At 53.5% G+C, this 25437-nt stretch carries 22 protein-coding genes and 1 other RNA gene; 17 read left to right on the forward strand and 6 right to left on the reverse strand.

Features of this window, described 5'->3' with window-relative positions; genetic code table 11:
- The first annotated feature begins 33 nt into the window (after nt 1-33).
- From ACP7IZ_RS06645 to mdoH, 3 genes are all read left to right on the forward strand, one after another.
- Nucleotides 34-399, forward strand: a complete 366-nt coding sequence (locus ACP7IZ_RS06645) for a winged helix-turn-helix domain-containing protein (protein WP_426848368.1) — start codon at nt 34-36, stop codon at nt 397-399.
- A gap of 66 nt (nt 400-465) precedes the next feature.
- A complete protein-coding gene (locus ACP7IZ_RS06650; protein WP_426848369.1) occupies nt 466-2010 on the forward strand; it encodes a glucan biosynthesis protein in 1545 nt (514 codons plus the stop codon).
- Nucleotides 2011-2012: 2 nt separating this feature from the next.
- On the forward strand, nt 2013-4145 hold the full coding sequence (mdoH, locus tag ACP7IZ_RS06655; protein ID WP_426848370.1) for a glucans biosynthesis glucosyltransferase MdoH: 2133 nt from the start codon (nt 2013-2015) through the stop codon (nt 4143-4145).
- 48 nt (nt 4146-4193) lie between these two features.
- On the opposite strand, the gene nagA is transcribed toward mdoH, so the two are convergent.
- Genes nagA through ACP7IZ_RS06670 form a run of 3 tightly spaced genes read right to left on the reverse strand, consistent with a single transcriptional unit; the run spans nt 4194 to nt 7160 of the window.
- Nucleotides 4194-5297 carry an N-acetylglucosamine-6-phosphate deacetylase gene (nagA, locus tag ACP7IZ_RS06660; RefSeq protein WP_426848371.1) on the reverse strand — a complete coding sequence of 368 codons (1104 nt, stop codon included), beginning with the start codon at nt 5295-5297 and terminating at the stop codon, nt 4194-4196.
- A 12-nt stretch (nt 5298-5309) separates the two neighbouring features.
- A complete protein-coding gene (gluP, locus tag ACP7IZ_RS06665; RefSeq protein WP_426848372.1) occupies nt 5310-6584 on the reverse strand; it encodes a glucose/galactose MFS transporter in 1275 nt (424 codons plus the stop codon).
- A gap of 33 nt (nt 6585-6617) precedes the next feature.
- Entirely contained in the window at nt 6618-7160 is a 543-nt protein-coding gene (locus ACP7IZ_RS06670) for a hypothetical protein (protein ID WP_426848373.1), read from the reverse strand.
- A 29-nt stretch (nt 7161-7189) separates the two neighbouring features.
- Between ACP7IZ_RS06670 and ffs the strand changes: the two genes are divergently transcribed.
- The 6 genes from ffs (at nt 7190) to folB (ending at nt 11630) form a co-directional block, all read left to right on the forward strand.
- Nucleotides 7190-7287, forward strand: an RNA gene (gene ffs / locus ACP7IZ_RS06675) — signal recognition particle sRNA small type.
- A 71-nt stretch (nt 7288-7358) separates the two neighbouring features.
- Nucleotides 7359-9353 (forward strand): DNA polymerase III subunit gamma/tau, encoded by a 1995-nt coding sequence (locus ACP7IZ_RS06680; protein WP_426848375.1) that lies wholly within the window; start codon nt 7359-7361, stop codon nt 9351-9353.
- 99 nt (nt 9354-9452) lie between these two features.
- On the forward strand, nt 9453-9776 hold the full coding sequence (locus ACP7IZ_RS06685; protein WP_003624890.1) for a YbaB/EbfC family nucleoid-associated protein: 324 nt from the start codon (nt 9453-9455) through the stop codon (nt 9774-9776).
- Between the two features lie 31 nt (nt 9777-9807).
- Nucleotides 9808-10404, forward strand: a complete 597-nt coding sequence (recR, locus tag ACP7IZ_RS06690; RefSeq protein ID WP_035350698.1) for a recombination mediator RecR — start codon at nt 9808-9810, stop codon at nt 10402-10404.
- 20 nt (nt 10405-10424) lie between these two features.
- On the forward strand, nt 10425-11225 hold the full coding sequence (locus ACP7IZ_RS06695) for an SDR family oxidoreductase (RefSeq protein ID WP_426848376.1): 801 nt from the start codon (nt 10425-10427) through the stop codon (nt 11223-11225).
- A gap of 3 nt (nt 11226-11228) precedes the next feature.
- Nucleotides 11229-11630 (forward strand): dihydroneopterin aldolase, encoded by a 402-nt coding sequence (gene folB, locus ACP7IZ_RS06700; RefSeq protein WP_426848377.1) that lies wholly within the window; start codon nt 11229-11231, stop codon nt 11628-11630.
- Between the two features lie 75 nt (nt 11631-11705).
- Here the strand turns inward: folB and ACP7IZ_RS06705 are convergent, their stop codons facing one another.
- Nucleotides 11706-12041 (reverse strand): FYDLN acid domain-containing protein, encoded by a 336-nt coding sequence (locus tag ACP7IZ_RS06705; protein WP_019089005.1) that lies wholly within the window; start codon nt 12039-12041, stop codon nt 11706-11708.
- Nucleotides 12042-12233: 192 nt separating this feature from the next.
- Here ACP7IZ_RS06705 and aroA point away from each other — a divergent pair, with 192 nt between their 5' ends.
- From aroA to ACP7IZ_RS06725, 4 genes are all read left to right on the forward strand, one after another.
- Nucleotides 12234-13634, forward strand: coding sequence for a 3-phosphoshikimate 1-carboxyvinyltransferase (aroA, locus tag ACP7IZ_RS06710; protein WP_426848379.1), 1401 nt, complete (start codon nt 12234-12236; stop codon nt 13632-13634).
- Complete coding sequence (locus tag ACP7IZ_RS06715; RefSeq protein WP_426848380.1) at nt 13631-14284, forward strand: (d)CMP kinase; 654 nt, start codon at nt 13631-13633, stop codon at nt 14282-14284. Before aroA ends, ACP7IZ_RS06715 begins: the two co-directional genes overlap by 4 nt.
- A gap of 284 nt (nt 14285-14568) precedes the next feature.
- A complete protein-coding gene (gene rpsA / locus ACP7IZ_RS06720; RefSeq protein WP_426848381.1) occupies nt 14569-16287 on the forward strand; it encodes a 30S ribosomal protein S1 in 1719 nt (572 codons plus the stop codon).
- A gap of 114 nt (nt 16288-16401) precedes the next feature.
- Complete coding sequence (locus tag ACP7IZ_RS06725; RefSeq protein ID WP_426848397.1) at nt 16402-17754, forward strand: L-dopachrome tautomerase-related protein; 1353 nt, start codon at nt 16402-16404, stop codon at nt 17752-17754.
- Between the two features lie 19 nt (nt 17755-17773).
- On the opposite strand, the gene rdgB is transcribed toward ACP7IZ_RS06725, so the two are convergent.
- Both rdgB and rph read right to left on the reverse strand, forming a co-directional pair.
- The gene (gene rdgB, locus ACP7IZ_RS06730) at nt 17774-18373 is read right to left on the reverse strand and encodes an RdgB/HAM1 family non-canonical purine NTP pyrophosphatase (RefSeq protein WP_426848382.1); all 600 of its coding nucleotides are present in this window, start codon (nt 18371-18373) and stop codon (nt 17774-17776) included.
- Nucleotides 18370-19104, reverse strand: coding sequence for a ribonuclease PH (gene rph / locus ACP7IZ_RS06735; RefSeq protein ID WP_426848383.1), 735 nt, complete (start codon nt 19102-19104; stop codon nt 18370-18372). Before rph ends, rdgB begins: the two co-directional genes overlap by 4 nt.
- Nucleotides 19105-19203: 99 nt before the next feature.
- Here rph and hrcA point away from each other — a divergent pair, with 99 nt between their 5' ends.
- The 4 genes from hrcA (at nt 19204) to ACP7IZ_RS06755 (ending at nt 25436) form a co-directional block, all read left to right on the forward strand.
- Nucleotides 19204-20304, forward strand: a complete 1101-nt coding sequence (gene hrcA / locus ACP7IZ_RS06740) for a heat-inducible transcriptional repressor HrcA (protein WP_426848385.1) — start codon at nt 19204-19206, stop codon at nt 20302-20304.
- 96 nt (nt 20305-20400) lie between these two features.
- The gene (locus ACP7IZ_RS06745) at nt 20401-23154 is read left to right on the forward strand and encodes a penicillin-binding protein 1A (RefSeq protein WP_426848386.1); all 2754 of its coding nucleotides are present in this window, start codon (nt 20401-20403) and stop codon (nt 23152-23154) included.
- 58 nt (nt 23155-23212) lie between these two features.
- Nucleotides 23213-24344, forward strand: a protein-coding gene (gene prfB / locus ACP7IZ_RS06750) for a peptide chain release factor 2 (protein WP_096884278.1) whose coding sequence is annotated in 2 segments (ribosomal slippage) — nt 23213-23281 and nt 23283-24344 — 1131 coding nt in all. Because the reading frame shifts where the segments join, the coding sequence is not laid out codon by codon here.
- Nucleotides 24345-24686: 342 nt separating this feature from the next.
- Nucleotides 24687-25436, forward strand: coding sequence for an energy transducer TonB (locus ACP7IZ_RS06755; RefSeq protein ID WP_426848387.1), 750 nt, complete (start codon nt 24687-24689; stop codon nt 25434-25436).
- Nucleotide 25437 lies beyond the last annotated feature (1 nt).

Consider the following 25437-nt stretch of genomic DNA (forward strand, 5'->3'; position numbering starts at 1 on the left):
CTCAAAGGCTGATAACTGGAAAAGTGGGTAGGCATGACGGCACGAGTAAGACTGACATTGCGGCTAGATGCAGATGGTAAGCCTGCATTGGGGCATGGCAAGATACATCTTCTGGAAAAGTTGGAAGAAACAGGCTCCATTTCAGCGGCGGGGCGCGCCATGGGCATGTCTTACCGTCGTACATGGCTGTTGGTAGATAATCTGAACCAGCTTTTTAAGGAACCTCTGGTTATCACGCGGCCCGGCGGTGGCGGTGGGGCTTTTCTTACGCCCACAGGTAAAACTGTTGTCACGCTGTATCGGCAGATTGCAGATAAAGCCGCACAGGCTGCTCGTTCTGATATAGCGGAATTGGAAAATTTATTGTCTGCGTGCCCACAAAAAACCTCACCAGAATGAGATGGGTCTATTCAGAACAATGAAACAACCATCCCATAAAATTTAGCAAAAGAGCGGGAGACAGACGTGTCAGCAAATGTGCAGCGACGTGATGTAATCAAGGCAGGGGCAGGTGCTACCCTGGCTTCGCTGGTAGGAGGTGCCATTGGGCGGGCACATGCCGAAGGGCTAACAAATGCTACTGGTGCATTTGATGATAACACAGTTGCGCAGATTGCTCGCAGGCTGGCAAATGGACCTTACAAGGGGCCAGATCAAACGTTACCAAAGGCACTCTCAAACCTGAATTTTGATCAATTCCGGAGCATTGCCTACCGTCCAGATCGTGCTTTGTGGGCTGGCGATAATTTGGGTTTTGATGTGGAATTTTATCCGCGTGGTTTTTTATACAAGCCGCGGATCGAAATTTACGAAGTGCAGAATGGGCAGGCAGCAGCCGTTCCCTATTCTCCAGATTTGTTTACATATGCAGATCCTTCTTTGCGGGTAGAAGATAATCTGGGTTTTGCAGGTTTGCGGCTACGTGCCCCCATTAACACCCCGGGTGTAATGGAAGAGTTCTGTGTTTTCCTTGGGGCATCGTATTTTCGTGCAGTAGGGAAAGACCAGATTTATGGGCTTTCTGCACGTGGCTTTGCTGATGGCACGGGTGATCCTAAAGGCGAGGAATTTGCTCTTTTTCGCGCCTTCTGGTTGGAAAAACCTCAGCCGGGCGTGCAGTCTGTTGTTATACATGCGCTGTTAGATAGCCCATCTCTTACAGGGGCGTTTCGTTTTACCATCCGCCCGGGTGACAGCACAGTGTTTGATGTGCAGTCCACATTATTCCCACGCACCAAGATAGAACAATCTGGCATCGCGCCCCTTACGGGCATGTTTTATTTTGATGGCAACGATCGCAACCACATTGATGACTGGCGCCCCGCTGCACATGATAGCGAAGCTTTGCAAATGTGGACAGGAGCGGACCAACAGCTTTATCGCCCATTGCGCAACCCGCTTGATCTTCAGTTTTCAACATTTTCTGATACCTCTCCGCGCGGTTTCGGCCTGATGCAGCGCAGACGTTCTTTTCGTGATTATGAAGATCTGGCCTTGCATTATGAAAAGCGCCCCTCCTTGTGGATTGAGCCTATTGGAGACTGGGGTTCTGGCTGGGTAGATCTGGTGGAAATTCCCACACCCAATGAAGTAAACGATAATATTGTTGCCTTCTGGCGGCCCAAGGAGCCTTTGCAGGCAGGTAAGGAATACAGCTTCACCTACCGTATGTACTGGGGGTGGGATGCACCTTTCCCCACTCCGTTGGCGCGTATTGGTGCCACACGTGTAGGTGCTGTGGTGGATGATAAGACCGCTCGTTTCTTTGCCATAGATTTTGTGGGCGCACCTTTTGAGCATCTGCCAAAAGACACGCACTTCCACGTTTCTCCGCAAGCATCTGCGGGCACAATTCGTAATGTTGTTGTAGAGCCAAATCCGGAAATCAACGGCTGGCGCACAACATTTGAGTTTGTGCCAGGTGATGCCAAGGTGGCGGATTTAAGCTGTGCCCTAGAAACCGATACGGGCCCAGTGTCTGAACAGTGGCTGTACCGATGGACGCCGTAAGCATGCCGGATTCTACACAAATGTTTCGTGCTCTCCCTTCAGAATCTCCGTTGGATATGCCGGTGCAGGATTTTCATGCTGCACCCAATATGGCAGGGCGTGGCCGCACGCCTATTACCTCTCCGCGGAATATCGTGCTGCGTCGGTTGGCTGTTATTGGATCAGCATTGTTGCTGACGGCCTACGGGGCATGGCGCACGCATAAAGTAATGGATGAAGCAGGTGTTTCCACCTTGGGTGTGATCATGCTGCTGCTGTTTATTGCTCTATTTATGTGGATTGCACTGGCATTTACATCTTCTGTTGCCGGGTTTTGTTCTCTGGTTGCGCATGGTGGCCTTGGGCTAGGTATCAGCAAGTCTGGCCCGCTGCCGCAGCTTACACGGCGGAATGCTGTTCTGCTGCCTACGTATAATGAGCCTCCTCGCCGTGTTATGGCGGGGTTGAAAGCTATTTACGATAGTTTGCAGGAAACGGGAGAACTGGCTGCCTTCGATTTCTTTATTCTCTCAGACACCACAAACCCGGATGTGTGGGTAGAGGAAGAAGCAGCCTTCCTGGCGCTGCGTGAAGAAACTGGCGGATATGATCATATCTTTTACCGCCGCCGCCATAACAATGTAGAGCGTAAGGCTGGTAATCTGGGGGAATGGGTGCGCCGCTTTGGCGGAGCATATGACCACATGGTTACGTTGGATGCAGACTCCGTTATGTCTGGCGCCACGTTGGTGCGTATGGCCGCAGCAATGGAGCGTAACCCTGGTGTGGGTCTTATACAGACACTTCCGGTTATTACTGGTGGCACAACGCTTTTTGCGCGTTTGCAACAGTTTGCGGGCCGTGTGTACGGGCCTGTTATTGCGTACGGTATTGCATGGTGGCATGGCTCGGAGGGAAATTACTGGGGCCATAATGCCATTATTCGCACTCGCGCTTTTGCCGAACAGGCAGGTATGCCGCATGTGCCGGGTAAGCCACCTTTTGGTGGGCATATTCTGAGCCATGACTTTGTAGAAGCTGCCTTAATGCGCCGCGGGGGTTGGGCCATTCATATGGTGCCAGCTCTTGATGGCTCTTACGAGGAAAGTCCTCCTTCCCTTACCGATGTTGCCATTCGCGATAGGCGTTGGTGCCAAGGCAATTTGCAGCACGTCAAGGTTCTGCCAACAAAGGGGCTGCATTGGGTCAGCCGGATGCACATGGTTGTTGGCATCGGGGCTTATGTAACATCGCCTTTGTGGCTCGTGTTTTTGCTGACTGGTATTTTAATTTCCCTTCAGGCACATTTTGAGCGGCCAGAATATTTTGGGGAAACAAAACTTCTTTATCCACACTGGCCGCATGTTGATCCTGTGCAGGCGAAGTACGTGTTTATCGGCACCATGATTGTGCTGCTAGCACCAAAACTTCTCGCGTATATCGCGTTGTTGCTGGATAGGGAAAACTGCAAAGGGTGTGGCGGAGCCATACGTGCGGCAGGTTCCATATTAGTGGAAACGCTGATTGGTGGTTTGATTGCACCAATAGCTATGCTGATTCAAACACTCGGTGTATTCTCCATTCTCACTGGCCATGATTCCGGTTGGAACGCACAGCGACGAGATGATGGCGGTGTGCCATTTATGGATATTGTCCGTCAGTATGGGCGTTTTACCATTTTTGGTGTGTTGTTAGGGGCCGGAGCATGGGTTGTGTCTCCCTCTCTTTTCTTCTGGATGACACCTGTTTTGCTGGGGCTGGTTTTTTCTATTCCTCTGGTGGCGTTTACCAGCAGCCGTAATGTTGGCTTGGATTTTCGCAAAGCTGGCCTTCTTTTGGTGCCAGAAGAAACCAATATGCCGGATGTTCTTAAAAAGGTAGAGCAAGACCGCGAAAGTGATGAAACCCCAGATCTTCCAGAAGATGCTTTGCGGGCTTTGCGGGCAGATGTGGGGCTGGCACAGGCGCATATGGCTATGCTGCCGCCAGAGCGTAAAGCGGGAGATCCCATCAATGCGGATCAGCTCGTGGGTTTGGTAAAACTTTCAGAATCTCAAACAGTTTCTGAGGTTGAGCACAAGCTTACGGCAAAAGAAAAAGCTGCAGTGCTGGGCACACGCAAAGGCGTGGAAAGCGTTCTGCAACTTTCAGAGTAAACCTTGCGTATAAGACGGGAAGAAACACAAAAAATCTTCCCGTCTTTTTTAATAAATACGCTGGCCACTTACCCATACTTCCTGCACATGCAGGTTGGAATCCATTATAACAAAATCAGCACGTTTTCCGGCTTCCAATATGCCGCGGTCGTGCAGCCCTAGATAGTTTGCTGGGTTGCGCGTTAAAAGTGCTACAGCTTCGTGCAATGATGTTCCGGTATTTACGGCATTGCGTAGGGCAACATCTAATGTCAGCACGCTTCCTGCAAGGCTACCATTTGGCAAGCGTGCTGTTCCATTCTCTACAATTACGTCCTGCCCGCCAAGTTGGCTTGGCCCATCTGGCAAACCAGCAGCACGCATGGCATCGGTTACAAAAACAAGCCGATCTGGCATAACGCGTTGAGCCAGTTGAAATGTTGCTGGATGGATATGGTGTGTATCAAAAATCATTTCGGCATAGGCATCGCTGCACATTAAGGCGGTAACTGGGCCGGGGCGTCTGCTTTCAATGGGGGGCATCGCGTTAAAGAGATGCGTGCCGCCAGCCACACCACCAGATTTGCAAATATGACAAATAGCCTGATGCGCTTGCTCATAATTGGCAACGGTATGGCCAAGGCTTACGCGCACGCCGGCTTTGGCAAAACTTTTCATGGCAGTTTGTGCATGAGGAAGCTCTGGTGCCAGTGTCACAACACGCACACAGTTTGTGGCGAGAACTTCTGAAACCTTGTCTGATGTTGGTGCGATATTAAAAGGCGGCTGAGCCCCGAGTTTATGGGGGCTGACAAAAGGTCCTTCCAGATGTGCGCCATGTATCATCGGGCCATCTGGAATTTGTTGCCCAGTAACTTCAGCAATAGCATGCAATGTGTTGATAACATCCGGCCAAGGGCTGGTGATGGTTGTTGGCAATAATGTTGTTGTGCCATGCCGAGCATGAAACCGGCTAAGGGTATGAATGGCTTTTACACCATCCATTGTATCTGCGCCGTCGCCCCCGTGGATGTGTCCGTCGATAAAACCAGGGAGAATATAGCGGTCCGTTTCATGTTGGGTAGGTGTAATATTCTGAATTCTGGTTTCAAAATGTATGCTTCCGCTTACAATTGTATTTGGAAGCACAAGATTTCCGGAAAGTTCGGTCATATCAGCCAGCCATTAGGGGTTTGTGTTGTGGGATGTTTTTGAAAAACGTAAAATAAATAAGGAAATCACAAAATAGCATATGCAGGATAATGCTGAAAATGCTGCCTGAAACCCTATAATGGATTTCAGCCATACAAAGCATTGCGGTAAAATGCCACCTCCACAATATGCCATAACCAGTAACGCAGAGACAAAAGAGGTTTTGTTGTGGGTGGAATTTAAAACAGTTGGAAAAAGAGATGGAAATATCATGGAATTTGAGAGACCAAGAAGCGCGATACATGCAACAGACATGTATCCATCAGTCATATATGCCAGAAGGCTTAAGGTAAAACCTGTGAGGCAGGAAAGCAGAAGCGCGCGTTCTTGAGAGATATAGCGTGGTACACATATTAACCCAAGCAGATACCCACAAAGCATACAAGCAAGGGTAGCTGATGTAAAAAGGCTGGATATTCTGAATGGAATATGAAATCCAGATGCATAGGTTCCAATAGCATCTCCAGCCAGCACCTCTACGCCAACGTAAAGAAACATGGCAAAAACACCGAAGCATAATGTTGGGTTTGAATTTGTAGTAACGCTTGTTTCTATGTTTTTTGGATGAGATATTTTTATATCAGGTAGGGTTGAAAATTTTATATACAAAGTTGTCAGAGCTAAAAGCGTAGCCATTCCTATATAAGGCCAGTAAATTGTGGAAATGAATTGTTGCCGTAAAATCAAATTGTTTTGCGCATTATAAGTAAGTGGCAAATCCCCAATATGCGGCATGGCAAACGCTGCCAAAGCAACAGGAGCTAAAATGCCGCCAACTTTGTTGCAGATACCCATAATTGCAATACGTTGTGCCGCACGATCAGTTGGGCCTAAAAAGCTTATGTAAGGGTTTACAGCAACCTGCAGAAGCGCCAACCCGCTACCCAGAATTAAAAATCCGCATAATGCACCAAGGTAGGATGATGCTTTCATAAATTGGCCTGTAACAATCATGCCTGCTGTCATAATGCTTAAGGCATATATCAGGCTTTGTCTTAGGCCTTGTTTTGTTACAATTTTACCGGCCGGAATGGCGAATAAAAAATATGAAATGTAAAAAACAAAAGGGATCAAAAATGCGCTTATATCATCAAGAGAAAATGCAATTTTTACAAAAGATATAAGGGGACCATTCAGCCAGGTTACAAAGCCGATTATAAAAAATAATATTGCAACCAGAATAAGTGGTAGCCAGCCATAAGGCCCGGCCGGGCAGGAAACAGCGCGCCAGAAGGTGCGATTGTACATGCAGGGGCAGGCCTTTCTGGGTTTAAAGAAAAATCAGTTTGTAGAATCAGGCAGACTGTCAATTTTCTCACAGGTATGCGCCAGCTCGGCAGAAGGATTGGGTGCTTCGCACAGGCGCTGCACATCTGGTGCACACATTTCTATAGAATTTTCAAAATCAGATTCCAGCACATCTTCCGCAATAGCCAGATCCTGATCATGAGACCGCGCTTCTTCAGCTTTAAGCATATCCTGCGTTTTGTGCAGTTCTTTCAGTGCATCAATACAGGCCGGGCTAGCTGCTTCTGGTTTAAAGTGCAGTACGGCCAGCTCTTTTTGCAACTGTACATTTGGCACATTTGTACGGGGCGGCGGATCATCATCTGCGCGCGCAACTGCTGAGGCAGCAAGAGAGCCCATAAAAAAGAGGGATGCCAAAGTAAGAGGCCGAAAAAGCGGAGTGGAAGGGCGGAATAAAAACACGCGCAAAACTCTCTTAATACACAGGTCTGTGCTTCTGGGGTGTTCTGTTTTTAGCCTGTTCATGGCCAGAAGGTAAAGCAACGGGCTTTGGCAGCCATTACACAGGGTTGGCATCTGCCTCCATTTAGTGTTATGTAAAAAGCGGAAAGTCGGCAGTGGACGGACACCTTGCCAACCCGGTCAGATCCGGAAGGAAGCAGCCATGGTAAGTTTCGTCCGGGTCATTGTTCGGCTTTCCACCCGTTATTTTCCGCCAATGCGGCACGTGTTTCGCATATAAAACAAGGCGTGAACTTTTTCTTCGGGCAAGACATGAGCGACAAAACAGACGCGCAGCTTCCTCAGGATGAGGGACTCCCCAATCCTGAAATGGAAGGCCCTGGTCTGTTTGGTGATGAGCCCGCCCAACAGGCGGTAGAGCAACTTCCCGCAATGCAGGATCAGGCAGCATCGCCGTACCGGGTGCTGGCCCGTAAATATCGCCCCACTACATTTGATGATCTGATTGGCCAGGAAGCCATGGTGCGCACGCTGCGTAATGCGTTTGCACTGGGGCGCGTGGCCCACGCGTTTATGCTTACCGGTGTGCGCGGGGTGGGTAAAACCACCACGGCCCGTATTATTGCGCGCGCTCTTAATTGCATCGGGCCAGATGGCAAAGGTGGCCCAACGGCAGATCCATGCGGTGTTTGCGCAAACTGTGTGGCTATTTTGAACGATCGGCACCCGGATGTGCTGGAAATGGATGCTGCCTCCCGCACTGGTGTAGATGATGTGCGTGAGATTATAGAAGCTACGCGCTTCCGCCCCATGCAAGGGCGTATGAAGGTCTTTATTATTGACGAAGTGCATATGCTGTCTCGCAATGCCTTCAATGCGCTGCTCAAAACGCTGGAAGAGCCGCCTGCACAAGTTACGTTTATTTTTGCCACTACAGAACTGCGGAAGGTGCCGGTAACGGTGCTTTCGCGTTGCCAGCGGTTTGATTTGCGGCGTGTTCCACAATCTGAACTGGTGGGGTTGTTCTCCCGCATCGCAGATAAAGAGCATGTGCGCCTGTCACCAGATGCGTTGGCATTGGTGGCACGGGCTGCTGATGGCTCGGTGCGTGATGGGCTTTCCTTGTTGGATCAGGCTATTGCGCAAGGTACCGGCCAAACGGATGCAGATGGCGTAATTGGCGCCACGGTTATTAGTGACATGCTGGGTTTGGCAGATCGGGAAGTTGTGTTCGATCTGCTGGAAGCGGTGTTAACAGGCAAGCCAGAGCAAGCTTTGGCGTTGCTGGATGCAGCATATGCACGCGGCGCAGACCCCGGCCTTGTGTTGGGGGATATGCTGGAACTGGTACACACGGTTTCTCGTTTGCGGGCCGTTCCCAGCCTGCGCGATTCGGCAGATATGCCAGAGGCCGAGCGTGTGCGGGGCACGCATATGGCTGATACCTTTACTGTGCCTGTGCTGATGCGTGCGTGGCAGATGCTGGTAAAAGGGATGCAGGAAGTGGAAGCCGCATCTGATAGGCGCGCTGCCGCAGATATGGTGCTGATTCGCCTGTGTTATGTGGCGGATCTCCCATCTCCTGAAGATTTAATAAAACGTCTTTCTGGCGCGGGACATTCAGCAGGGCAGGGAGCAGCTTCTCCAAATACAGGTGGAAGTTCTCAAGCCCCCACGGCTGGGGCGAGTTCCGCGCTGCCTACGCCATCAGCTTCAGCAGGGCATCAGCCGCCGCCATTGCGTATGGTGAGTGGTGGACAAAGTGTTTCTGCCGCCGTGCCTGTTGTTGCTTCGGTTTCTGCTCCCTCTGATGAACCACAGGTTCTCCCCAACCCACGCACATGGCGAGAAGCCGTGGCTTTGGTGAAGGATCAAAAAGAAGCCATCCTGCACGGTCAGCTTCGGCATGCGGCGCATCTGGTGTCTTTTGCGCCGGGGCATATTGTATTGCGGTTTGAGCAGCACGTGCCCTCCGGGGCCGCGCAAGAACTGCGTAAAGTTTTGGATCGTGCCACGGGTATGTCATGGCGGGTGGGGCTTTCGGAGGAAGAAGGCGAACCCACGCTGGATGCGCAGGGGGCCGAAATCATTCAGTTTCGGCGTAAGGAAGCTGAAGCACACCCATTGGTGAAGGCCATTCTCAAGTTTTTCCCGGATGCAGAGCTGGGCGAAGTGCGCGATCATGGTTTGGATGATTACGGCCTACCGCCAGAAGAACCGGCCCCAGAACTGCTTTTTGCACCGTTGGATGCAGAGTTTCTGGATGATGATGAACGCCCCTATGATCCGGGCATGTCTCCAGACTGACTCCGGTGAGCAGGTAATGCACGCCCCTCAGGCTGTGTGGTGTGACATATAGCAACAGGCTGCCAGCAACAGGGCAGTTTGAGAATAAAGGGATAGTTGATGAAAAATCTTGCCTCATTGATGAAGCAGGCCACGCAGATGCAGTCCAAAATGGAAGCAATGCAGAGCACGCTGGAAGCCATGAACATTGAAGGTTCAGCCGGCGCAGGCATGGTTCAGGTTGTGCTGAGCGGTAAAGGAGACATGCGCTCCATTAAAATTGATCCCAAGCTGGCAGATCCAGAAGAAATGGAAATGTTGCAGGATCTGATCGTGGCGGCCTGTGCAGATGCCCGCAAAAAGCTGGATGAAAAAGCAGCAGAAGAAATGCAGAAAGTGACCGGTGGCCTGAACCTGCCGCCAGGCATGAAGCTGCCGTTCTGATATAACGGAACGGGTAGCAGAATTGTCCGGTATGGGTGGGCAGGAAATAGAGCAGCTTATCCGGCTTTTGGGCCGGCTGCCGGGGTTTGGCCCGCGCTCTGCGCGCAGGGTTGCGCTGTATTTGCTAAAGGAGCCTCAAACCCGGCTGGCACCTTTAGCGCGCGCAATGGAGCGGGCGGGTAATGCTATAAAAACCTGCTCATCCTGCGGTAATCTGGATACGATAAACCCGTGCCATATCTGCTCTGATCCTCTGCGAGATCAGGGCTTGATCTGTGTAGTGGAAACGGTGGGGGATCTGTGGGCGCTGGAGCGTGCGGGCGTGCATCGTGGAGTCTATCAGGTTCTAGGTGGCACATTGTCCCCGCTGGCGGGAATTGGGCCAGAAGATCTGGATGTCGCCCCGCTGTTTGAAAAGCTGAACAAAGGCACGGTGCGCGAAATTATTCTGGCGCTAGGTGCCACGGTGGAAGGTGCCACCACCATGCATTGGCTCATGGATCAGCTCGCATCTTATGGTGGCGTGACTGTCAGCCGTGTTGCGCAAGGCGTGCCTATGGGTGGGGCGCTGGATGTGCTGGATGATGGCACTTTGGCCGCAGCACTGGGCGCACGGCGCCCTGCATGACGATAAAGGAGGCAGACACAATGCCACTGAATGGTTTTCCCATTTCGGCGGCTATTCCCCGTCGTGCATTGGTTACGGGCGGAGGGGCTCGGCTTGGCCGTGCCATAGCCCTAGGGTTGGCGCAGGCCGGATTTGATGTGGCGATTCACTATCGCTCCGGGCAGGAAGATGCGCAGGAAACAGCCGCCGCTATTAACGCATGCGGGCAAAAAAGCTGCCTGTTGCAAGCTGATCTTGCGCGGGAAGAAGGGGTAGAACCTCTGGTGCAACAGGCCTCTGCGGCCTTGGGTGGGCCGCTGGGTGTTCTGGTCAACAACGCTTCTACGTTTGAGCGGGATGAGTGGCATAATGTCACCCGTGAAAGCTGGATGGCACATCTTAAACCCAACCTACGCGCCCCATTTGTGCTGATGCAGCATTTTGCCAAGGCGCTGCCAGAAACGGCGCAAGGCATGGTGTTGAACATGCTGGATGAGCGCGTGTGGTCTCTTACGCCACATTTTGTCAGTTATACGGTTTCTAAAAGCGCTTTGTGGACGTTAACCCAAACAATGGCGTTAGCGCTGGCCCCCAAAGGCATACGTGTGAATGCTATAGGCCCCGGGCCAGCATTACCCAGTACGCGGCAGACAGAAGAACAGTTTGCCCGGCAATGTGCATCTGTGCCTTTGGGGCATGGTACATCACCGCAAGAAGTTGCGCGCGTCGCGCTGGCGCTGTTGGCTTTGCCCTCTGTAACAGGGCAGATGCTGGCGTTGGATGGCGGGCAGCATTTACAATGGTCTCCGGCTTTGCCTGCCGGTGCTGTATTGGAAGAATAGAAAATGGCTGTTTTTGCTCCATGGGCGGATCAGCCGCCTTTGCGCCGCCTGTTTATCCGCAACATGATTCTGGATGCCAATATTGGCGTCTTTCCGCACGAACAAGGGGTATCGCAACGTATTCGCGTATCCGTTTCGTTCGGTGTGGATGATCGGACAGATCTGGAAATTGGCGCGGATGATCTAAGCCGCACAGTTTCCTATGAGCAGGTGGTTGTGCTGGTACGCCAGATTGTGGCGGAGGGGCACGTAAGGCTGGTGGAAACGCTGGCAGAACGTATTGCCGCCGGTGTACTGGCAGATAACCGCGTAAAGGTTGTGCGGGTACGGATTGAAAAGCTGGATGTTTTTGAAGAAATCGAAGCCGTAGGGGTGGAAATAGAAAGACGTTCAACAGCTACGTAAAAAATTGATGAGATCTTCATAAAAAAAAGCCCGCCAAAAGGCGGGCTTTTTCTTTGCTGTGTTTATGGCAGCAGATCAGGAATCGTGTTCGTCCGAATCCGTGCTGACATCAATATCGGAGCTGATGTCATCATCATCGTCATCATCCAGATCGGCGGTATCTTCCAGCACGTCATCGGCATCTGTATCCGCATCTGTATCCAGATCAATATCGTCTTCACTGGGTTTTTTGGCGGGAGCTGCCGTTACCGGGGTGCTGGACAGAGTGTCAGAATTCCGGCGCAAACGGGGCACCAGTGGGGGCTGTTCCGTGCCACATTTGGGGCATACGGCAGGAGTGCGGTTTAGATCATAAAAATGGGCACCGCAGGAGACGCAGACGCGTTTGGTGCCGAGATCGGGCTGAGACATCTTGCTACCTGTCGATCCTGAGCAGTCAGATTGGGGGGCACAGATGCCCCGGAAAGAAGGACGATCCCCTCCCGCAACGCGGGGTGGAATCGAACCAGACTATAAGGCGACGCCAAATGCCATTGTGTTTTGTGTCCTGTCAAACCCGACTTGCAGAACAAATGCATTTTCTGGCAGCAGAAAGCAGTTTTTATGGTTTCTGGCGGATTGACTTGCCGCCCGACACGCCGGAATGAACAAGGTATGACACAGCAGACCACATCTTCCACTCGCCCATTACGGGTTTCTCGCGCTCCGGCTTCTCTTTCTGGCTCCATCCGGGTGCCGGGCGATAAGTCTATCAGCCATCGTGCCCTCATGTTTGCCTCCCTTGCCAAAGGGACCACGCATATTTCTGGCCTGTTGGAAGGTGAGGATGTGTTGTGCACGGCCGCAGCCATGCGTGCATTGGGCGCAGATGCCGTGCAAGAAGGCCCAGGCCAGTGGCGTGTAAGCGGGCCGGGTGTCGGCCAGCTTAAAGAGCCGAATAACGTGCTGGATATGGGCAATTCGGGCACAGCTGCTCGTTTACTGTCCGGCATTTTGGCCAGCCACGGCATGACATCTGTAATGACGGGGGATGCCAGCCTGCGCCGCAGACCCATGAAGCGCGTTATGGACCCGCTGGCAGGCACTGGGGCCACATTCCTTGCGCGTGAGGGTGGCCGTTTACCCATGGCTATTCGCGGCTTGGCAGATCCCAAGCCTCTTGATTACCGTCTTCCCGTTGCTTCTGCTCAGGTTAAGTCCGCTGTATTGTTGGCTGGGCTGAATGCGGTGGGGGAAACGCGCGTAGAAGAACCAGTTGCCACGCGTGACCATACAGAAAATATGCTGCGCCATTTTGGGGCAGAGGTTTCCGTAGAAAAAACGCCAGAAGGTGGTCGGGTTATTCGTTTGCAGGGGCGGCCCAACCTTGTGGCGCGTGATGTTGCTGTGCCGGGAGATCCTTCCTCCGCCGCTTTCCCGCTTGTTGCCGCACTGTTGGTGGCTGGGTCTGATATCACCATTTTTGGCGTAGGGCTCAATCCGTTGCGGACCGGGTTGTTTACCACATTGCAGGAAATGGGTGCACAGCTTGAAATCCTGAATGCACGCACAGAAGGCGGAGAACCCGTCGGGGATTTGCGTGTGCGGGCTTCTGCTCTCAAGGGCGTGGAGGTGCCGCCAGAACGTGCGCCTTCCATGATTGATGAATACCCGGTGTTGGCTGTTGCGGCGGCCTATGCCTCTGGTGTTTCTCGCTTTTGCGGGGTGGAAGAACTGCGGGTGAAGGAAAGTGACCGTCTGGCCGCAACCGTAGCACTGCTGGAAAACAACGGAGTCCGCACCGCAGTGGAAGGGAATGACATGGTTGTGTACGGCACGGCTGGCCATATTCCCGGTGGCGGCAAGGTGGAAACGCACATGGATCATCGCTTGGCCATGAGCGCTTCTGTTATGGGGCTTGTTGCCGAAAAGCCTGTGGAAATTGATGATACCTCTTTTATCGAAACCAGCTTTCCGCAGTATTTGGATCTGATGAACAGCATTGGCGCGGGGTTTGTAGCATGACGCGAGGCGGTCCAGTTATTGCAGTGGATGGCCCTGCCGCAGCAGGTAAGGGCACTTTGGCACGCAGGTTGGCGGAAGCTCTGCACCTGCCGTATCTGGATACAGGCTTGCTATACCGTGCTGTGGGGCGCTTGGCGTTGGATGCGGGGCAGGACCCAACCTCTCCTGCGCAGGAATTTGCTGCACGTTTGTTGCCAGAAGATTTGGAAAGAACGGATTTACGCACCCCGTTGGTAGCGCAAGCCGCCAGCAAGGTGGCAGGGCAGCCAGAAGTGCGCGCCGCTTTGGTGGAAACGCAGCGCCGGTTTGCGCAGGCAAAAGGGGCTGTGCTGGATGGGCGGGATATTGGCACCGCCATTTTTCCGGATGCAGACGTAAAACTGTTTATTACGGCATCCCCCAGCACGCGGGCTGTGCGCCGCTTCTTGCAGCTTGGTGGTGACCGGAATGCTCCAGATGCCCCAACCCGTATAGCAGAACTGGAAGATGCCTTGCGCACTCGGGACGATGCAGATGCCGGGCGTGCATCTGCTCCCATGCTTGTGGCGGATGACGCATATGTGATCGAGACAGATGCGCTGGAAGTAGATGCCGTTTTGGCAAAAGCATTGCAGATCGTACGGGAACGACTCGCTGGAATCTCAGAATAAAAATTCTGCCAAAGTGTGTTAGAGCGGTTACGTAATGCCGTTTTTCTGGCAGTTTTCAGGCTGTGCACGGGTGGTTTGTATTGACAAGCGGCCTGTGGACAGTGTCTGTGCATGATCAAACACTGCGTACCATGCAGGTTTGTTTTTATTTTGATTTGAGGCTTGGCAAAAAGGCTACAGGGGATGGCCCCTATAGGCGTGCCAAGTAAGCCGTGCCGCAGGATGCGGGGCGCAGGAATAGCTTGTTTGCCCATTGCAGGCAGGCCCAAGGTTAACAGTTACACATGGCTTCAGCCACAACCCAGACTGCGGACCATTTCCGCGGTGAAGATTTTGCAACCCTTCTGGACGAAACCCTTGGCCGGGATTCGGGCTTTGATGGCTCCGTTGTTCGCGGCCGCGTTGTTCGTCTGACCGATGATTACGCCATTGTTGATGTCGGCCTGAAAAGTGAAGGCCGCGTTGCCCTGCGTGAATTTGCACCTCAGGGTGTAAAGCCGGAAGTTAAGCCCGGCGATATCGTTGAACTGTATGTTGAACGGTATGAAGATCGCGATGGCAGCATCGTGCTTTCCCGTGAAAAAGCACGTCGTGAAGAAGCTTGGACCAGCCTGGAAAAGGCTTTCGAAGCCAATCACCGCGTCAACGGCACCATTTATGGCCGTGTGAAGGGTGGCTTCACGGTTGATCTGGGTGGCGCCATGGCGTTCCTGCCCGGCAGCCAGGTGGATATCCGCCCTGTGCGTGATGTTAGCCCGCTGATGGGTGTGCCCCAGCCGTTCCAGATTCTGAAAATGGATCGCGCTCGTGGCAACATCGTTGTGTCTCGCCGTGCCGTTCTGGAAGAAACGCGTGCTGAACAGCGCAGCGAACTGATTCAGGGCCTGACGGAAGGCATGATTCTGGATGGCGTGGTCAAGAACATCACCGATTACGGTGCGTTCGTTGATCTGGGCGGCGTTGACGGCCTGCTGCATGTGACCGACATTGCATGGAAGCGCATCAACCATCCGTCTGAAGCTCTGCAGATCGGCCAGCCAGTGCGCGTGCAGGTTATCCGCTTCAACCCGGAAACGCAGCGTATCTCCCTTGGCATGAAGCAGCTTGAAGCTGATCCGTGGGAAAATGTTGCCCTGAAGTACCCGCCGGGTGCTCGCTTCACGGGCCGCGTGACCAACATCACCGATTACGGCGCATTTGTTGAGCTGGAACCGGGTGTTGAAGGTCTGGTGCACGTGTCCGAAATGTCCTGGACGAAAAAGAACGTCCATCCGGGCAAGATCGTTGCGACCTCTCAGGAAGTGGACGTGATGGTTCTGGATGTGGACAGCGCCAAGCGCCGCATTTCTCTGGGCCTCAAGCAGGTTCAGCGCAACCCGTGGGAGCAGTTCGCGGAAGAGCACAAAGTTGGCTCCACCGTAGAAGGCGAAATCCGCAACATCACCGAGTTCGGCCTGTTCATCGGTCTGTCTGCAGACATCGACGGCATGGTTCACATGTCCGACCTGTCTTGGGACGAACCGGGCGAAGAAGCCATGAAGCATTACGAAAAGGGCCAGGTTGTCAAAGCCAAGGTTCTGGACGTGGATGTGGAAAAAGAACGTATCTCTCTGGGCATCAAGCAGCTTCAGGAAGATCCGGCAGCCGATGCGCTTGCCAGCGTTCAGAAGGGCTCTATCGTAACCTGCATCGTGACCGCTGTTCAGACGAACGGTATCGAAGTGAAGGTTGACGATGTTCTGACCGGCTTTATCCGCCGCGCTGAACTGGCCCGTGATAAGGCAGAACAGCGTCCGGAACGCTTTGCTGTTGGCGAACGCGTGGATGCAAAGATCATCTCTGTTGATCGTGCAGCCCGCAAGCTGGCCCTGACCATTAAGGGTCGTGAAGTGGAAGAAGACAAGCAGGCCATTAACGAATACGGCTCTGCTGATAGCGGCGCTTCCTTGGGTGATATCCTGGGTGCAGCTATCCGTCGTCGTAATACAGACGGCGAAGACTAATTGTTCAGCCATAAAGGGGCGGTCTGGCTGCTCCTTTATGTTTTTTGAACATTACGTTTTAAGAAAATGGCGTCGGTTTCCGGCGCCATTTTTTTTGTGCTGTGCCGTGTTGTGATGAAAGTTACGGACAGAAATCACGCGGATATCCGCCAATCTGTGCCACACTGTGTTTCAGATTCATCAAAGAACTGGAGACACAACGGAATGGTGCGCAGGAACATAACGCTGAATCAAAAATCACTCAGCCCTATAATCAGCTCAAAACTTGCACGTCGGCATCTGCTTGCAGCCGGCGGCATAGGGTTAGGTCTGGCATTTTCCCGCGCAGCGCGTGCAATGCCGAGAGCTATTGTGCAAACCGGGGTGCATGGTGATCAGGGTTATGAATCCGCCGGGTCGTTCGAGATTGTGGCAGAGTTTTATGGGCCGGGGCCATCAGGCATTGTTGTTACGGATAATGGCCGTATTTTTGTGGGCTTTCCGCGGCATGCCATCAACCACAAAGGGGCTACGCTGGCGGAGTTGGTAAACGGCCATCTTGTTCCGTGGCCAAGTGCTGCGCTGAGCATGCCATCAGATGCACCTCCGGCAGAACGCCTTCTTTCCATCCACGGTATGACACAGGATACGCGCGGTTTTATCTGGGCGATTGATGACGGCAAATTGGCTGGCTTACCTTTGCAGCCGGGGGCTGCAAAAATTGTCTGTTTTGATCCTGCTACCAATAAATTGGTGCGTTCTATCGTTCTCAAATCACCGGCTTTGCTGCCTGATAGCCATATGAATGATTTGCGGGTGGACCTTACGCATGGGGCGGAAGGAAGCGTTTACGTGACCGATAGCTCCTTCGGCCATAGCCCGGCTTTGGTGGTGGTGGATATTGCCACAGGACAGCAAAAGCGCGTGTTGGGGAAGCATCCATCCATACAGGCAGAAGCAGGTTTTATGGCCGTGGTGGAAGGGCTACCGCTCAAATATGACCCCGCGCAAAAACCAAAATTTGTTACCGGCGGGGTAGATGGCATTACTTTAAGCCCAGATTCCAGTCGCGTATTTTATTCACCTCTGACCAGCCGCCGCTTGTACAGTCTGCCAACGGCTTTGTTGTCTGATATGTCTGCCTCAGAAAGTGCTTTGGCTGCTGCGGTAAAGGATGAAGGGGAGAAAGGCGTTGCGGATGGTCTGGCAACAGATGCACAAGGGCGCATTTACACCACCAATTTCGAGCACGATGCTATTTTCCGCCGCAATACCGATGGTTCTATGGAACTCATGGTGCATGACCCGCGAGTGCTTTCCCCAGATGGTATTTTTTGCACGCAAACCCATGTGTATTGCACGTTGGGGCAGTGGAATCGGCTTGCCGGGTTTCATGATGGCAAAGATGAACGCCAACCACCGTATTTGCTGATTTGTTTCCCCATCCAGGGGCCACCTGTCAGTTCCGCAGAACCGGCAGGTGGTTAATCCGAAATGCGGCTGAACTTTAGCTCAGGCACGCTTTTTTAAAGGCATCAAACGCGCGGGCGCGGTGGCTGATTGCATTTTTTTCCGCATCAGCCATTTCTGCAAAGGTATGGGTTTCGCCTTCGGGGGCAAAAATGGGATCATACCCGTGGCCGTGCGTGCCGCGTGGTGGCCAGACAATCTGGCCATCTATACGGCCTTCAAAGCTTTCCGTACGACCATCAGGCAGAGCCAGACACAGCACACAGATAAACCATGCGTTGCGTTTGCCTTGGCCAATGCCTTCTTCAATACGCGCCATAGCCCCTGCAAAATCTTTGTTGGGGCCAGCCCAGCGGGCAGAATAAATGCCCGGCGCGCCATCTAGTGCTGCTACGCATAGCCCAGAATCATCGGCCAGTGCGGGCAGGTTGGCAGCTTTGGCCGCGGCTAAGGCCTTAATGGCCGCATTACCAGTAAAGGTGGTGGCCGTTTCTTCTGGTTCTGGCAGGTTTAGCGCACCAGCAGAAACAACCTTGATGCCAAAATCAGCCAGCAGCGTGGCAAATTCTGCCAGCTTGCCAGCATTGTGTGTGGCAAGCACAAGTGTGCTGCCACGTTCTAGTTTTATAGAATTCATGCGTGCTTTTTTTCCGCAGCTTCCACGGCAGCCATCTGGGCTTCAAACAGCTCGGTCACACCCTTGCGGGCCAGTGCGAACAGGTTGTCAAACGCATCTTCTGTAAACGGTGCGCTTTCTGCCGTGCCCTGAATTTCCACAATGCGGCGGTCTGCTGTCAGCACAAAGTTGGTGTCGGCAGAAGCAGAGCTATCTTCCACGTAATCCAGATCCAGCACAGCGCCTTCCGTTGTTAACCCACAGGAAACAGCCGCAACCTGTCCCCGCAGCGGCAACCGAGGCAGCACGTTGGTCGCAACCAGTTTGCCAAGGGCCAGACGCAGTGCCACCCATGCACCTGTAATGGAAGCGCAGCGCGTGCCACCATCAGCGTTCAGCACGTCACAATCCAGCGTAATGCTCATTTCACCCAGAGCGTTCAGATCTGTTACTGCGCGCAGGGAGCGGCCAATAAGACGCTGAATTTCCTGCGTGCGGCCAGACTGTTTGCCCTTGGCGGCTTCACGGTTGCCGCGTGTGTGGGTGGCGCGGGGCAGCATGCCGTATTCGGCCGTAACCCAGCCGGTGCCTTTGCCACGCAAAAAAGGCGGTACGCGGTTTTCTACACTGGCAGTGCACAGTACTTCCGTGCCGCCAACGCGGATAAGGGCAGAACCTTCAGCGTGATGGGCAAAGCCGGTTTCAATGGTAATGGGGCGCATCTGGTCTGGCTGGCGGCCTGAAGGGCGCATAGAAAGCTCCTTGGTAAAATAAGATGTGTGGCGCGTATGATGCGCTTTTGTCGGCAGTAAAACTGCACGAATAGAGTATATAAAGGCTATCCAGGATTTATGGATATACGAAGGAGCCCTTGTGTCATGAAGCGTGGTTTGCTGCCAGTAAAAGCTGCTCTGCCTCCGGGGCTGAATGCACGGTCTGCGGCTATTCTGCGTGAAGTGGTGGAAGAATATGTTGCAAGTGGGGAGCCCGTTGGTTCGCGCACTGTGTCTCACAGGCTTGGGCTGCCGCTTTCTCCGGCCACAATACGCAACATCATGGCTTCTCTTACAGAAGCCGGATTGCTGTTTTCCCCCCATACATCTGCCGGGCGGCTGCCTACAGAAAAAGGATTGCGGCTGTTTGTAGATGGCTTGTTGCAGTTTGGCGCGCTTTCGGAAGAAGACCAGCGGGTGATTGGCCAATCTCTGGAGGCCAAGGGGCGTTCATTGCAAGATACACTTACGGAGGCTTCTTCGCTTCTGGCAGGTATGTCCGATGCCGCAGGGCTTGTGGTGGCGCCCAAAGGGGATGGAGGCATCAAGCATATTGAGTTTGTGGCGTTAGGCAGCAACCGTGCACTGGTTATTCTGGTGGGGGCGGATGGGCACGTTGAAAACCGTGTTATTGAAACGCCTCCGGGTATGCCGCCTTCCGCTTTGGTGGAGGCCGCAAATTACCTGAATGCACGGGCCATGGGTGCATCTTTGCCGGATTTACGCACGCGCGTAAGTTCTGAAATGACGGAAGACCGGAGCGTTCTCAACGGCCTAACAGCCGAGGTGGTGGAAAGTGGTCTTGCTATTTGGGATGGTGGCGGAGATGGGTTGGGCGGCACCCTGATTGTGCGTGGGCAATCCCGTTTATTGGCTGATGTTGATGGGCAGGACAGGCTATTTGCCATTCAAACACTGTTTGATCGGCTGGAAGCGCAGGAAACCATGCTGCGCCTGTTGGAGTTGGTAGAGAACTCAGAGGGCGTGCGTATTTTTATTGGTGCGGAAAGTGGGTTGTTTGGGGCCACGGGCATGTCCGTTGTTATGGCTCCAGCCCGGAATGACGCGAACCGGGTTGTAGGTGCTATTGGTGTTATTGGTCCTACCCGTATCAATTACGGGCGTATTGTGCCGGTGGTAGATTATACAGCCCGCCTGCTAGGTGAAATGTTAGGTTAGTGACTGTTTGTGCGTGTGGTCGGAATTCGGCCATGATTTTTATTACAATGCGCAAACAGGGCAGACGATTATGTGTGAGAATGGTAAAGGGCCTGTATGACAAGCGCTCCGTCTTCTGGTGATCCGGGTTCATCTTCCAGCCATTCTCAAGGCAGGCCTCCGCAAAATCGCAGGCCCGATCTGCGCCGCCCACGTTTTCGACAGTGGCGGAAGGTAATTGGGGCAACGGCTGCGCTGGCGTTGGTTGGCACAACGGGCGCTGTGGTTCTGCTTTGGTCTCAGTACGAAGGGATTGTAGCTGATCTGCCAACGGTAGAGGGCTTGCGCTCCTATCAGCCGCCAGTCATGAGCCGCCTTTACGCTGGGGATGATGAGCTTATTGCTGAACTGGCTAATGAGCGGCGTATTTTTGTACCCATCAGTGCTGTGCCAGATAAGGTAAAAAACGCCTTTGTAGCGGCGGAAGACCAGAAATTCTGGACGCATAAAGGGGTGGACCCCGTTGCCATTGCCCGTGCCGGGCTTACAGATTTAACGCGTGGCAAGGGCAAGCGGCCCATTGGGGCGTCCACCATTACGCAGCAGGTGGCACGTATTATGCTGCTGGGCAGCAATGCGGTGTCTTTCCAGCGTAAGGCCAAGGAAGCCTTTTTGGCCATGCGGGTGGAGCAGGTGCTGCCCAAAGACAAAATTCTCGAGATCTATCTCAACGAAATTTATCTGGGCAGCGGGGCATATGGTATTGCCGCGGCATCCCAAACCTATTTCAATAAGCCGCTTGATCAATTGGATGATGCAGAAGCCGCGTTTTTGGCGGCGCTGCCAAAGTCTCCCACCAATTATAATCCTGTACGTTTCCCGGATGCCGCCAGAGGGCGCAGAAACTGGGTGCTGGAACGTATGGCCGATATTGGTGCCATTACGCATGATGCTGCCCGCGTAGCAGAAGCCCAACCACTTACTACCCGCAGCTTCACTCGGCCCGGTCCGGCACCGGGGGCTGAATGGTTTGCGGAAGAAGTGCGCCGCGAACTGATGGAGCGTTACGGCCAGGACGTAACAATGCAGGGGGGGCTGGATGTTCATACCAGTCTGGATCTGCCGCTTCAGCGCAATGCGCAGGATATTTTGCGCCAAGGCTTGATGGCGTATGACCGTGCGCACCGTGGCTGGCGTGGGCCTGTGCACCATCTTTCCGATATCGGGTCGTCTTCCTCTACGGCAGAGTGGGTGCAGGCTTTAAGGGGTGTGCCCGTGCCTGCAGGTATGCTCGACCAATGGCGTTTGGCTGTTGTGCTGGATGCAAAAGGGCAGGTGGGCTGGCTAGAAGGCAGCGTGGTGCGGCGGAACAATGCTTCCCAAAGTGGAGGAGAGCCTCGTACAGGCGTTGTGCAGGCCAAGGATATGGCATGGGCGCGACGCTTCAAGCCATTGCGTGTGGGTGATGTGGTGATGGTGCAACCGCAGGCCGAAGGGGGCCATGTTGCCCTTATGCAGGTGCCCGTGGTGGAAGGTGCCATTGTTACCATGAATGCGCGCACGGGCCGGGTTCTGGCTCTGGTGGGGGGATGGTCTTTTCAGGCCTCGCAGTTTGATCGCGCAACGCAGGCGCTGCGTCAGCCGGGGTCTTCCTTCAAGCCATTTGTTTATCTGGATGCCATGGAGCAGGGGATTTCCCCTTCCCAGAAGTTTGATGATTCCCCGGTTTCCTACGGGGCATGGCACCCTAATAACTATGAAAAAGATTTCTGGGGGCCCACCACTCTGCATGATGCGCTGCGTGAATCGCGCAACCTGGTCACTATTCGTTTGGCGGCCCATCTGGGCATGAAAACCGTAGCGGATATGGCAACCAACCTTGGGCTGGTGGATTCCATGCCGCATGTGCTGCCCGCAGCGCTGGGGGCAGTGGAAACCACGGTGCTGAAGGAAGCTGGAGCCTATGCTTCGCTTGCAGCAGGTGGGCGCAAGGTGACGCCAACTCTGGTGGATGATGTGCAGGACCGAGAAGGCCACGTGATCTGGCGTCCGGAGGGGCTGGCATTGACCACAGCCGCCTTAGCGCAACCCAATAGCGGACAAACAGCAGATCAACCTGCCGCTGATGCTGTGTTTCCAGATGCGCCATCGGATCAGAAATCTGGAGACGCAGGAAAAGTTGCGCCAGCACCAGCGCCTGTGGAACAGCCTATTGTGATGCCGGGGCAGAATGATCTGCCTGCCTTGCATGATAGCCGACAGCAGGTGGCATCTGCCCAAAGTGCGTTCCAGATTACCACCATGTTGCAGGATGTTATCCGGCGTGGCACGGGTATGCGGGCTGGAACAGGCATAGATGTGCCAATTGCAGGCAAAACCGGCACCAGCCAGAACTTCAATGATGCATGGTTTGCTGGGTACACCCCAGATATTGTAACCGTAGTGTGGATTGGGTTTGATACGCCGCAGTCTCTCGGCAAGAATGAAACTGGTGGCGCTATTGCGGGCCCCTTGTGGAACAAGGTGATGAAAACCGCCTTGGATGGTTACCCACGGCAGGATTTTGTGCCACCTGCTGGCATTACACTTGTGCAGTATGATACGGGCAGGGGCGTGGCCATAGATGCCTTTAAGGAAGGGCAGGTGCCGGGGCTTAGCGCAAACCTTTCAAGCAACGTAAACCCGCAGGAACTTACAGCAGCAGATACAGGTGCTGAAAACATGCCTGATTCTGAAAGCGATATGGCGGCTGAAGGTTCTGGCGGTGGGCAGGCTGGGGAACGCGCGCCTTCTGGCGCGGGTGGTTCGTCTGGTTCTGCGGCACCTTCTGCGCCTGCTGGGGGTGACATTGGTATGGGTGGCCTTTATTGAGAGACCAGCACCGCACTGTCTTTTTTGACATGATAGAAAAATATGGAGAATCGGCCTGATGTCTGCCGAGACTGAAGCCCTTAACGACCAGATCAAGCAGTCAGTGGCACTGCTGAGGAGGCATCTTTAACTGGGATGTCGCTCAGGAAAGACTTGCTGAACTGAACAACCGGGCAGAAGACCCCGATTTGTGGAACGATTCAGACGCCGCGCAAAAAATGATGCGTGAGCGTACCCTTCTGGCCAATCAGATTGAAGGTGTGGAAGCGCTTGAAACCAATGTGCGCGACACCAGTGAACTGATTGAACTGGCAGAAGCCGAAGGTGATGCGGATTTGGTGGCCGAAGGCATGGCCACGCTGCGTGATCTGGCGGAAGAAGCCAAACGGCGTGAAACAGAAAGCCTGCTTTCTGGCGAAGCAGATAGCAATGATTGCTATCTGGAAGTCAACGCAGGTGCAGGTGGCACGGAAGCGCAGGATTGGACAGAAATGTTGCTGCGCATGTACACCCGCTGGGCAGAGGCGCATGGCTACAAAGTCACACTGATGGAAAGTTCCGAAGGTGAACAGGCAGGCCTGAAATCCGCCACCATTCAGGTTTCGGGCCCCAACGCGTATGGCTGGTTGAAAACAGAAGCCGGTGTGCATCGTTTGGTGCGTATTTCACCGTTTGATGCTGCCGCCCGTCGCCAGACATCCTTTGCATCTGTTTGGGTATATCCTGTTATTGATGATTCCATTGAAATCGAGATCAATGACGCAGATCTGAAGGTAGATACCTTTAGGGCCTCTGGCGCTGGTGGGCAGCACGTTAACAAAACGGATTCCGCTATCCGTATCACGCATATGCCCACAGGTATTGTTGTAGCGTGTCAGACGGATCGTTCCCAGCACCGCAACCGTGCAACGGCCATGCAAATGCTGCGTGCGCGTTTGTATGAAGCAGAGTTGCAGAAGCGCGAAGCCGAGGCCGCAGCGGCAGAAGCCGCCAAAACGGATATCGGCTGGGGGCATCAGATCCGCTCTTACGTGCTTGCACCTTACCAGATGGTAAAAGATTTGCGCACAGGGGTAGAAACCGGCAACCCGGATGCAGTGCTGGATGGAGATCTGGATGCCTTTATGGCAGCGGCACTTGCCATGCGTGTAGGGGCAACGCGATCAGAGGCCAGTGCCTCTGCCCAGTAAGTATTTATTTCTAAATCGAAATAAAAATACAAAAAAGCAGGCTCCAGTTTGGGCCTGCTTTTTTGTTGTGCTGAAAGGCAGAACTGAACAGAGAAAATGCCGGCAGAGCCGAGAAAACTCCGCTTTAGAGAGAGTTTGTTCCTAAGCCAGAACAGATTGTCTTTATGAAAGAAAATGTGAAATTAGCAGAACATTCTTGACAGAAAGCCTATCTAATTGCCCAATCGAAAGTTGGAAAAGGTTACCTGTATGGCAGAACAGCAATCTGTTATTGTCATACCAGCGTAAACAGGCTCCGGTAACGCCCTGTGCATCAAGGGTAAGACAATAGCATCTGTTGAGATGCAGGGTGACAAAGGAGGACGTGCAAATATGAATGACTACGAGCAACAGCCGGGCTCGGTGAAATATACGTTCCGGGTAGGGGCTGTTGTCAGTGTTGTTGCCCTGCTGGTGGTTGTCGCGCTGCATCTTATGGGCGTGCTGGGGCTGATGTACGGTATGGGCACCACGGCAAGTGTTCCCGTTACACATCCGCCTATCAAAACAGTCATGTTGCCGCCACCTCCACCACCGCCGCCGCCTCCACCGCCTCCACCACCACCGCCGGTTATGGCAGTGCCTCCGCCGCCATATATTCCGCCGCCCAAGATCAAGGTGCCGCCACCGCCCAAGCCGCCCATCAAGCATGTGGCCAAGGCGCCGCCCAAGCACCCAACGCCGCCGCAAACCAAAACGGCAGCGGCGCCGCCAGCAGCAACTGCTCCAAGCAGTGCGGCAGCAGCAGGGAATGGCACAACAGATGCACCAGATACATCTGCTGGTTCGGCACCTTTAAACAATGTGCAGCCGGTCTATCCGCCAGAAATGGAGGAAGACAACATTGAAGGCCGCGTTACGTTGATTTGCGATGTGGAAGCTTCGGGCATGACCAGCAACTGCCATGTGCAGTCGGTTTCCGGGGGGCAGGCCTTTGCTCAGTCGGCGTTGGATTACGTGCACAAGGCCCGGTATCGCCCGGCCACGCGTAATGGCGCTCCGGTAAAGGAACTGCACAAGGTCTACGTCATCCGCTTTAGGCTGGATGACTAAA

It is taken from the genome of Acetobacter sp. AAB5 (assembly GCF_050106715.1).
GTDB lineage: Bacteria > Pseudomonadota > Alphaproteobacteria > Acetobacterales > Acetobacteraceae > Acetobacter > Acetobacter oryzifermentans.

Bases quoted from the DNA above. Each gene is read 5' to 3' on its own strand.
- ACP7IZ_RS06645 (WP_426848368.1), top strand. From the start codon at position 34: ATGACGGCACGAGTAAGACTGACATTGCGGCTAGATGCAGATGGTAAG.
- mdoH (WP_426848370.1), top strand. From the start codon at position 2,013: ATGCCGGATTCTACACAAATGTTTCGTGCTCTCCCTTCAGAATCTCCG.
- nagA (WP_426848371.1), bottom strand. From the start codon at position 5,297: ATGACCGAACTTTCCGGAAATCTTGTGCTTCCAAATACAATTGTAAGC.
- gluP (WP_426848372.1), bottom strand. From the start codon at position 6,584: ATGTACAATCGCACCTTCTGGCGCGCTGTTTCCTGCCCGGCCGGGCCT.
- ACP7IZ_RS06670 (WP_426848373.1), bottom strand. From the start codon at position 7,160: ATGCCAACCCTGTGTAATGGCTGCCAAAGCCCGTTGCTTTACCTTCTG.
- ACP7IZ_RS06680 (WP_426848375.1), top strand. From the start codon at position 7,359: ATGAGCGACAAAACAGACGCGCAGCTTCCTCAGGATGAGGGACTCCCC.
- ACP7IZ_RS06685 (WP_003624890.1), top strand. From the start codon at position 9,453: ATGAAAAATCTTGCCTCATTGATGAAGCAGGCCACGCAGATGCAGTCC.
- recR (WP_035350698.1), top strand. From the start codon at position 9,808: ATGGGTGGGCAGGAAATAGAGCAGCTTATCCGGCTTTTGGGCCGGCTG.
- ACP7IZ_RS06695 (WP_426848376.1), top strand. From the start codon at position 10,425: ATGCCACTGAATGGTTTTCCCATTTCGGCGGCTATTCCCCGTCGTGCA.
- folB (WP_426848377.1), top strand. From the start codon at position 11,229: ATGGCTGTTTTTGCTCCATGGGCGGATCAGCCGCCTTTGCGCCGCCTG.
- ACP7IZ_RS06705 (WP_019089005.1), bottom strand. From the start codon at position 12,041: ATGTCTCAGCCCGATCTCGGCACCAAACGCGTCTGCGTCTCCTGCGGT.
- aroA (WP_426848379.1), top strand. From the start codon at position 12,234: ATGGTTTCTGGCGGATTGACTTGCCGCCCGACACGCCGGAATGAACAA.
- ACP7IZ_RS06715 (WP_426848380.1), top strand. From the start codon at position 13,631: ATGACGCGAGGCGGTCCAGTTATTGCAGTGGATGGCCCTGCCGCAGCA.
- rpsA (WP_426848381.1), top strand. From the start codon at position 14,569: ATGGCTTCAGCCACAACCCAGACTGCGGACCATTTCCGCGGTGAAGAT.
- ACP7IZ_RS06725 (WP_426848397.1), top strand. From the start codon at position 16,402: ATGAAAGTTACGGACAGAAATCACGCGGATATCCGCCAATCTGTGCCA.
- rdgB (WP_426848382.1), bottom strand. From the start codon at position 18,373: ATGAATTCTATAAAACTAGAACGTGGCAGCACACTTGTGCTTGCCACA.
- rph (WP_426848383.1), bottom strand. From the start codon at position 19,104: ATGCGCCCTTCAGGCCGCCAGCCAGACCAGATGCGCCCCATTACCATT.
- hrcA (WP_426848385.1), top strand. From the start codon at position 19,204: ATGGATATACGAAGGAGCCCTTGTGTCATGAAGCGTGGTTTGCTGCCA.
- ACP7IZ_RS06745 (WP_426848386.1), top strand. From the start codon at position 20,401: ATGACAAGCGCTCCGTCTTCTGGTGATCCGGGTTCATCTTCCAGCCAT.
- ACP7IZ_RS06755 (WP_426848387.1), top strand. From the start codon at position 24,687: ATGCAGGGTGACAAAGGAGGACGTGCAAATATGAATGACTACGAGCAA.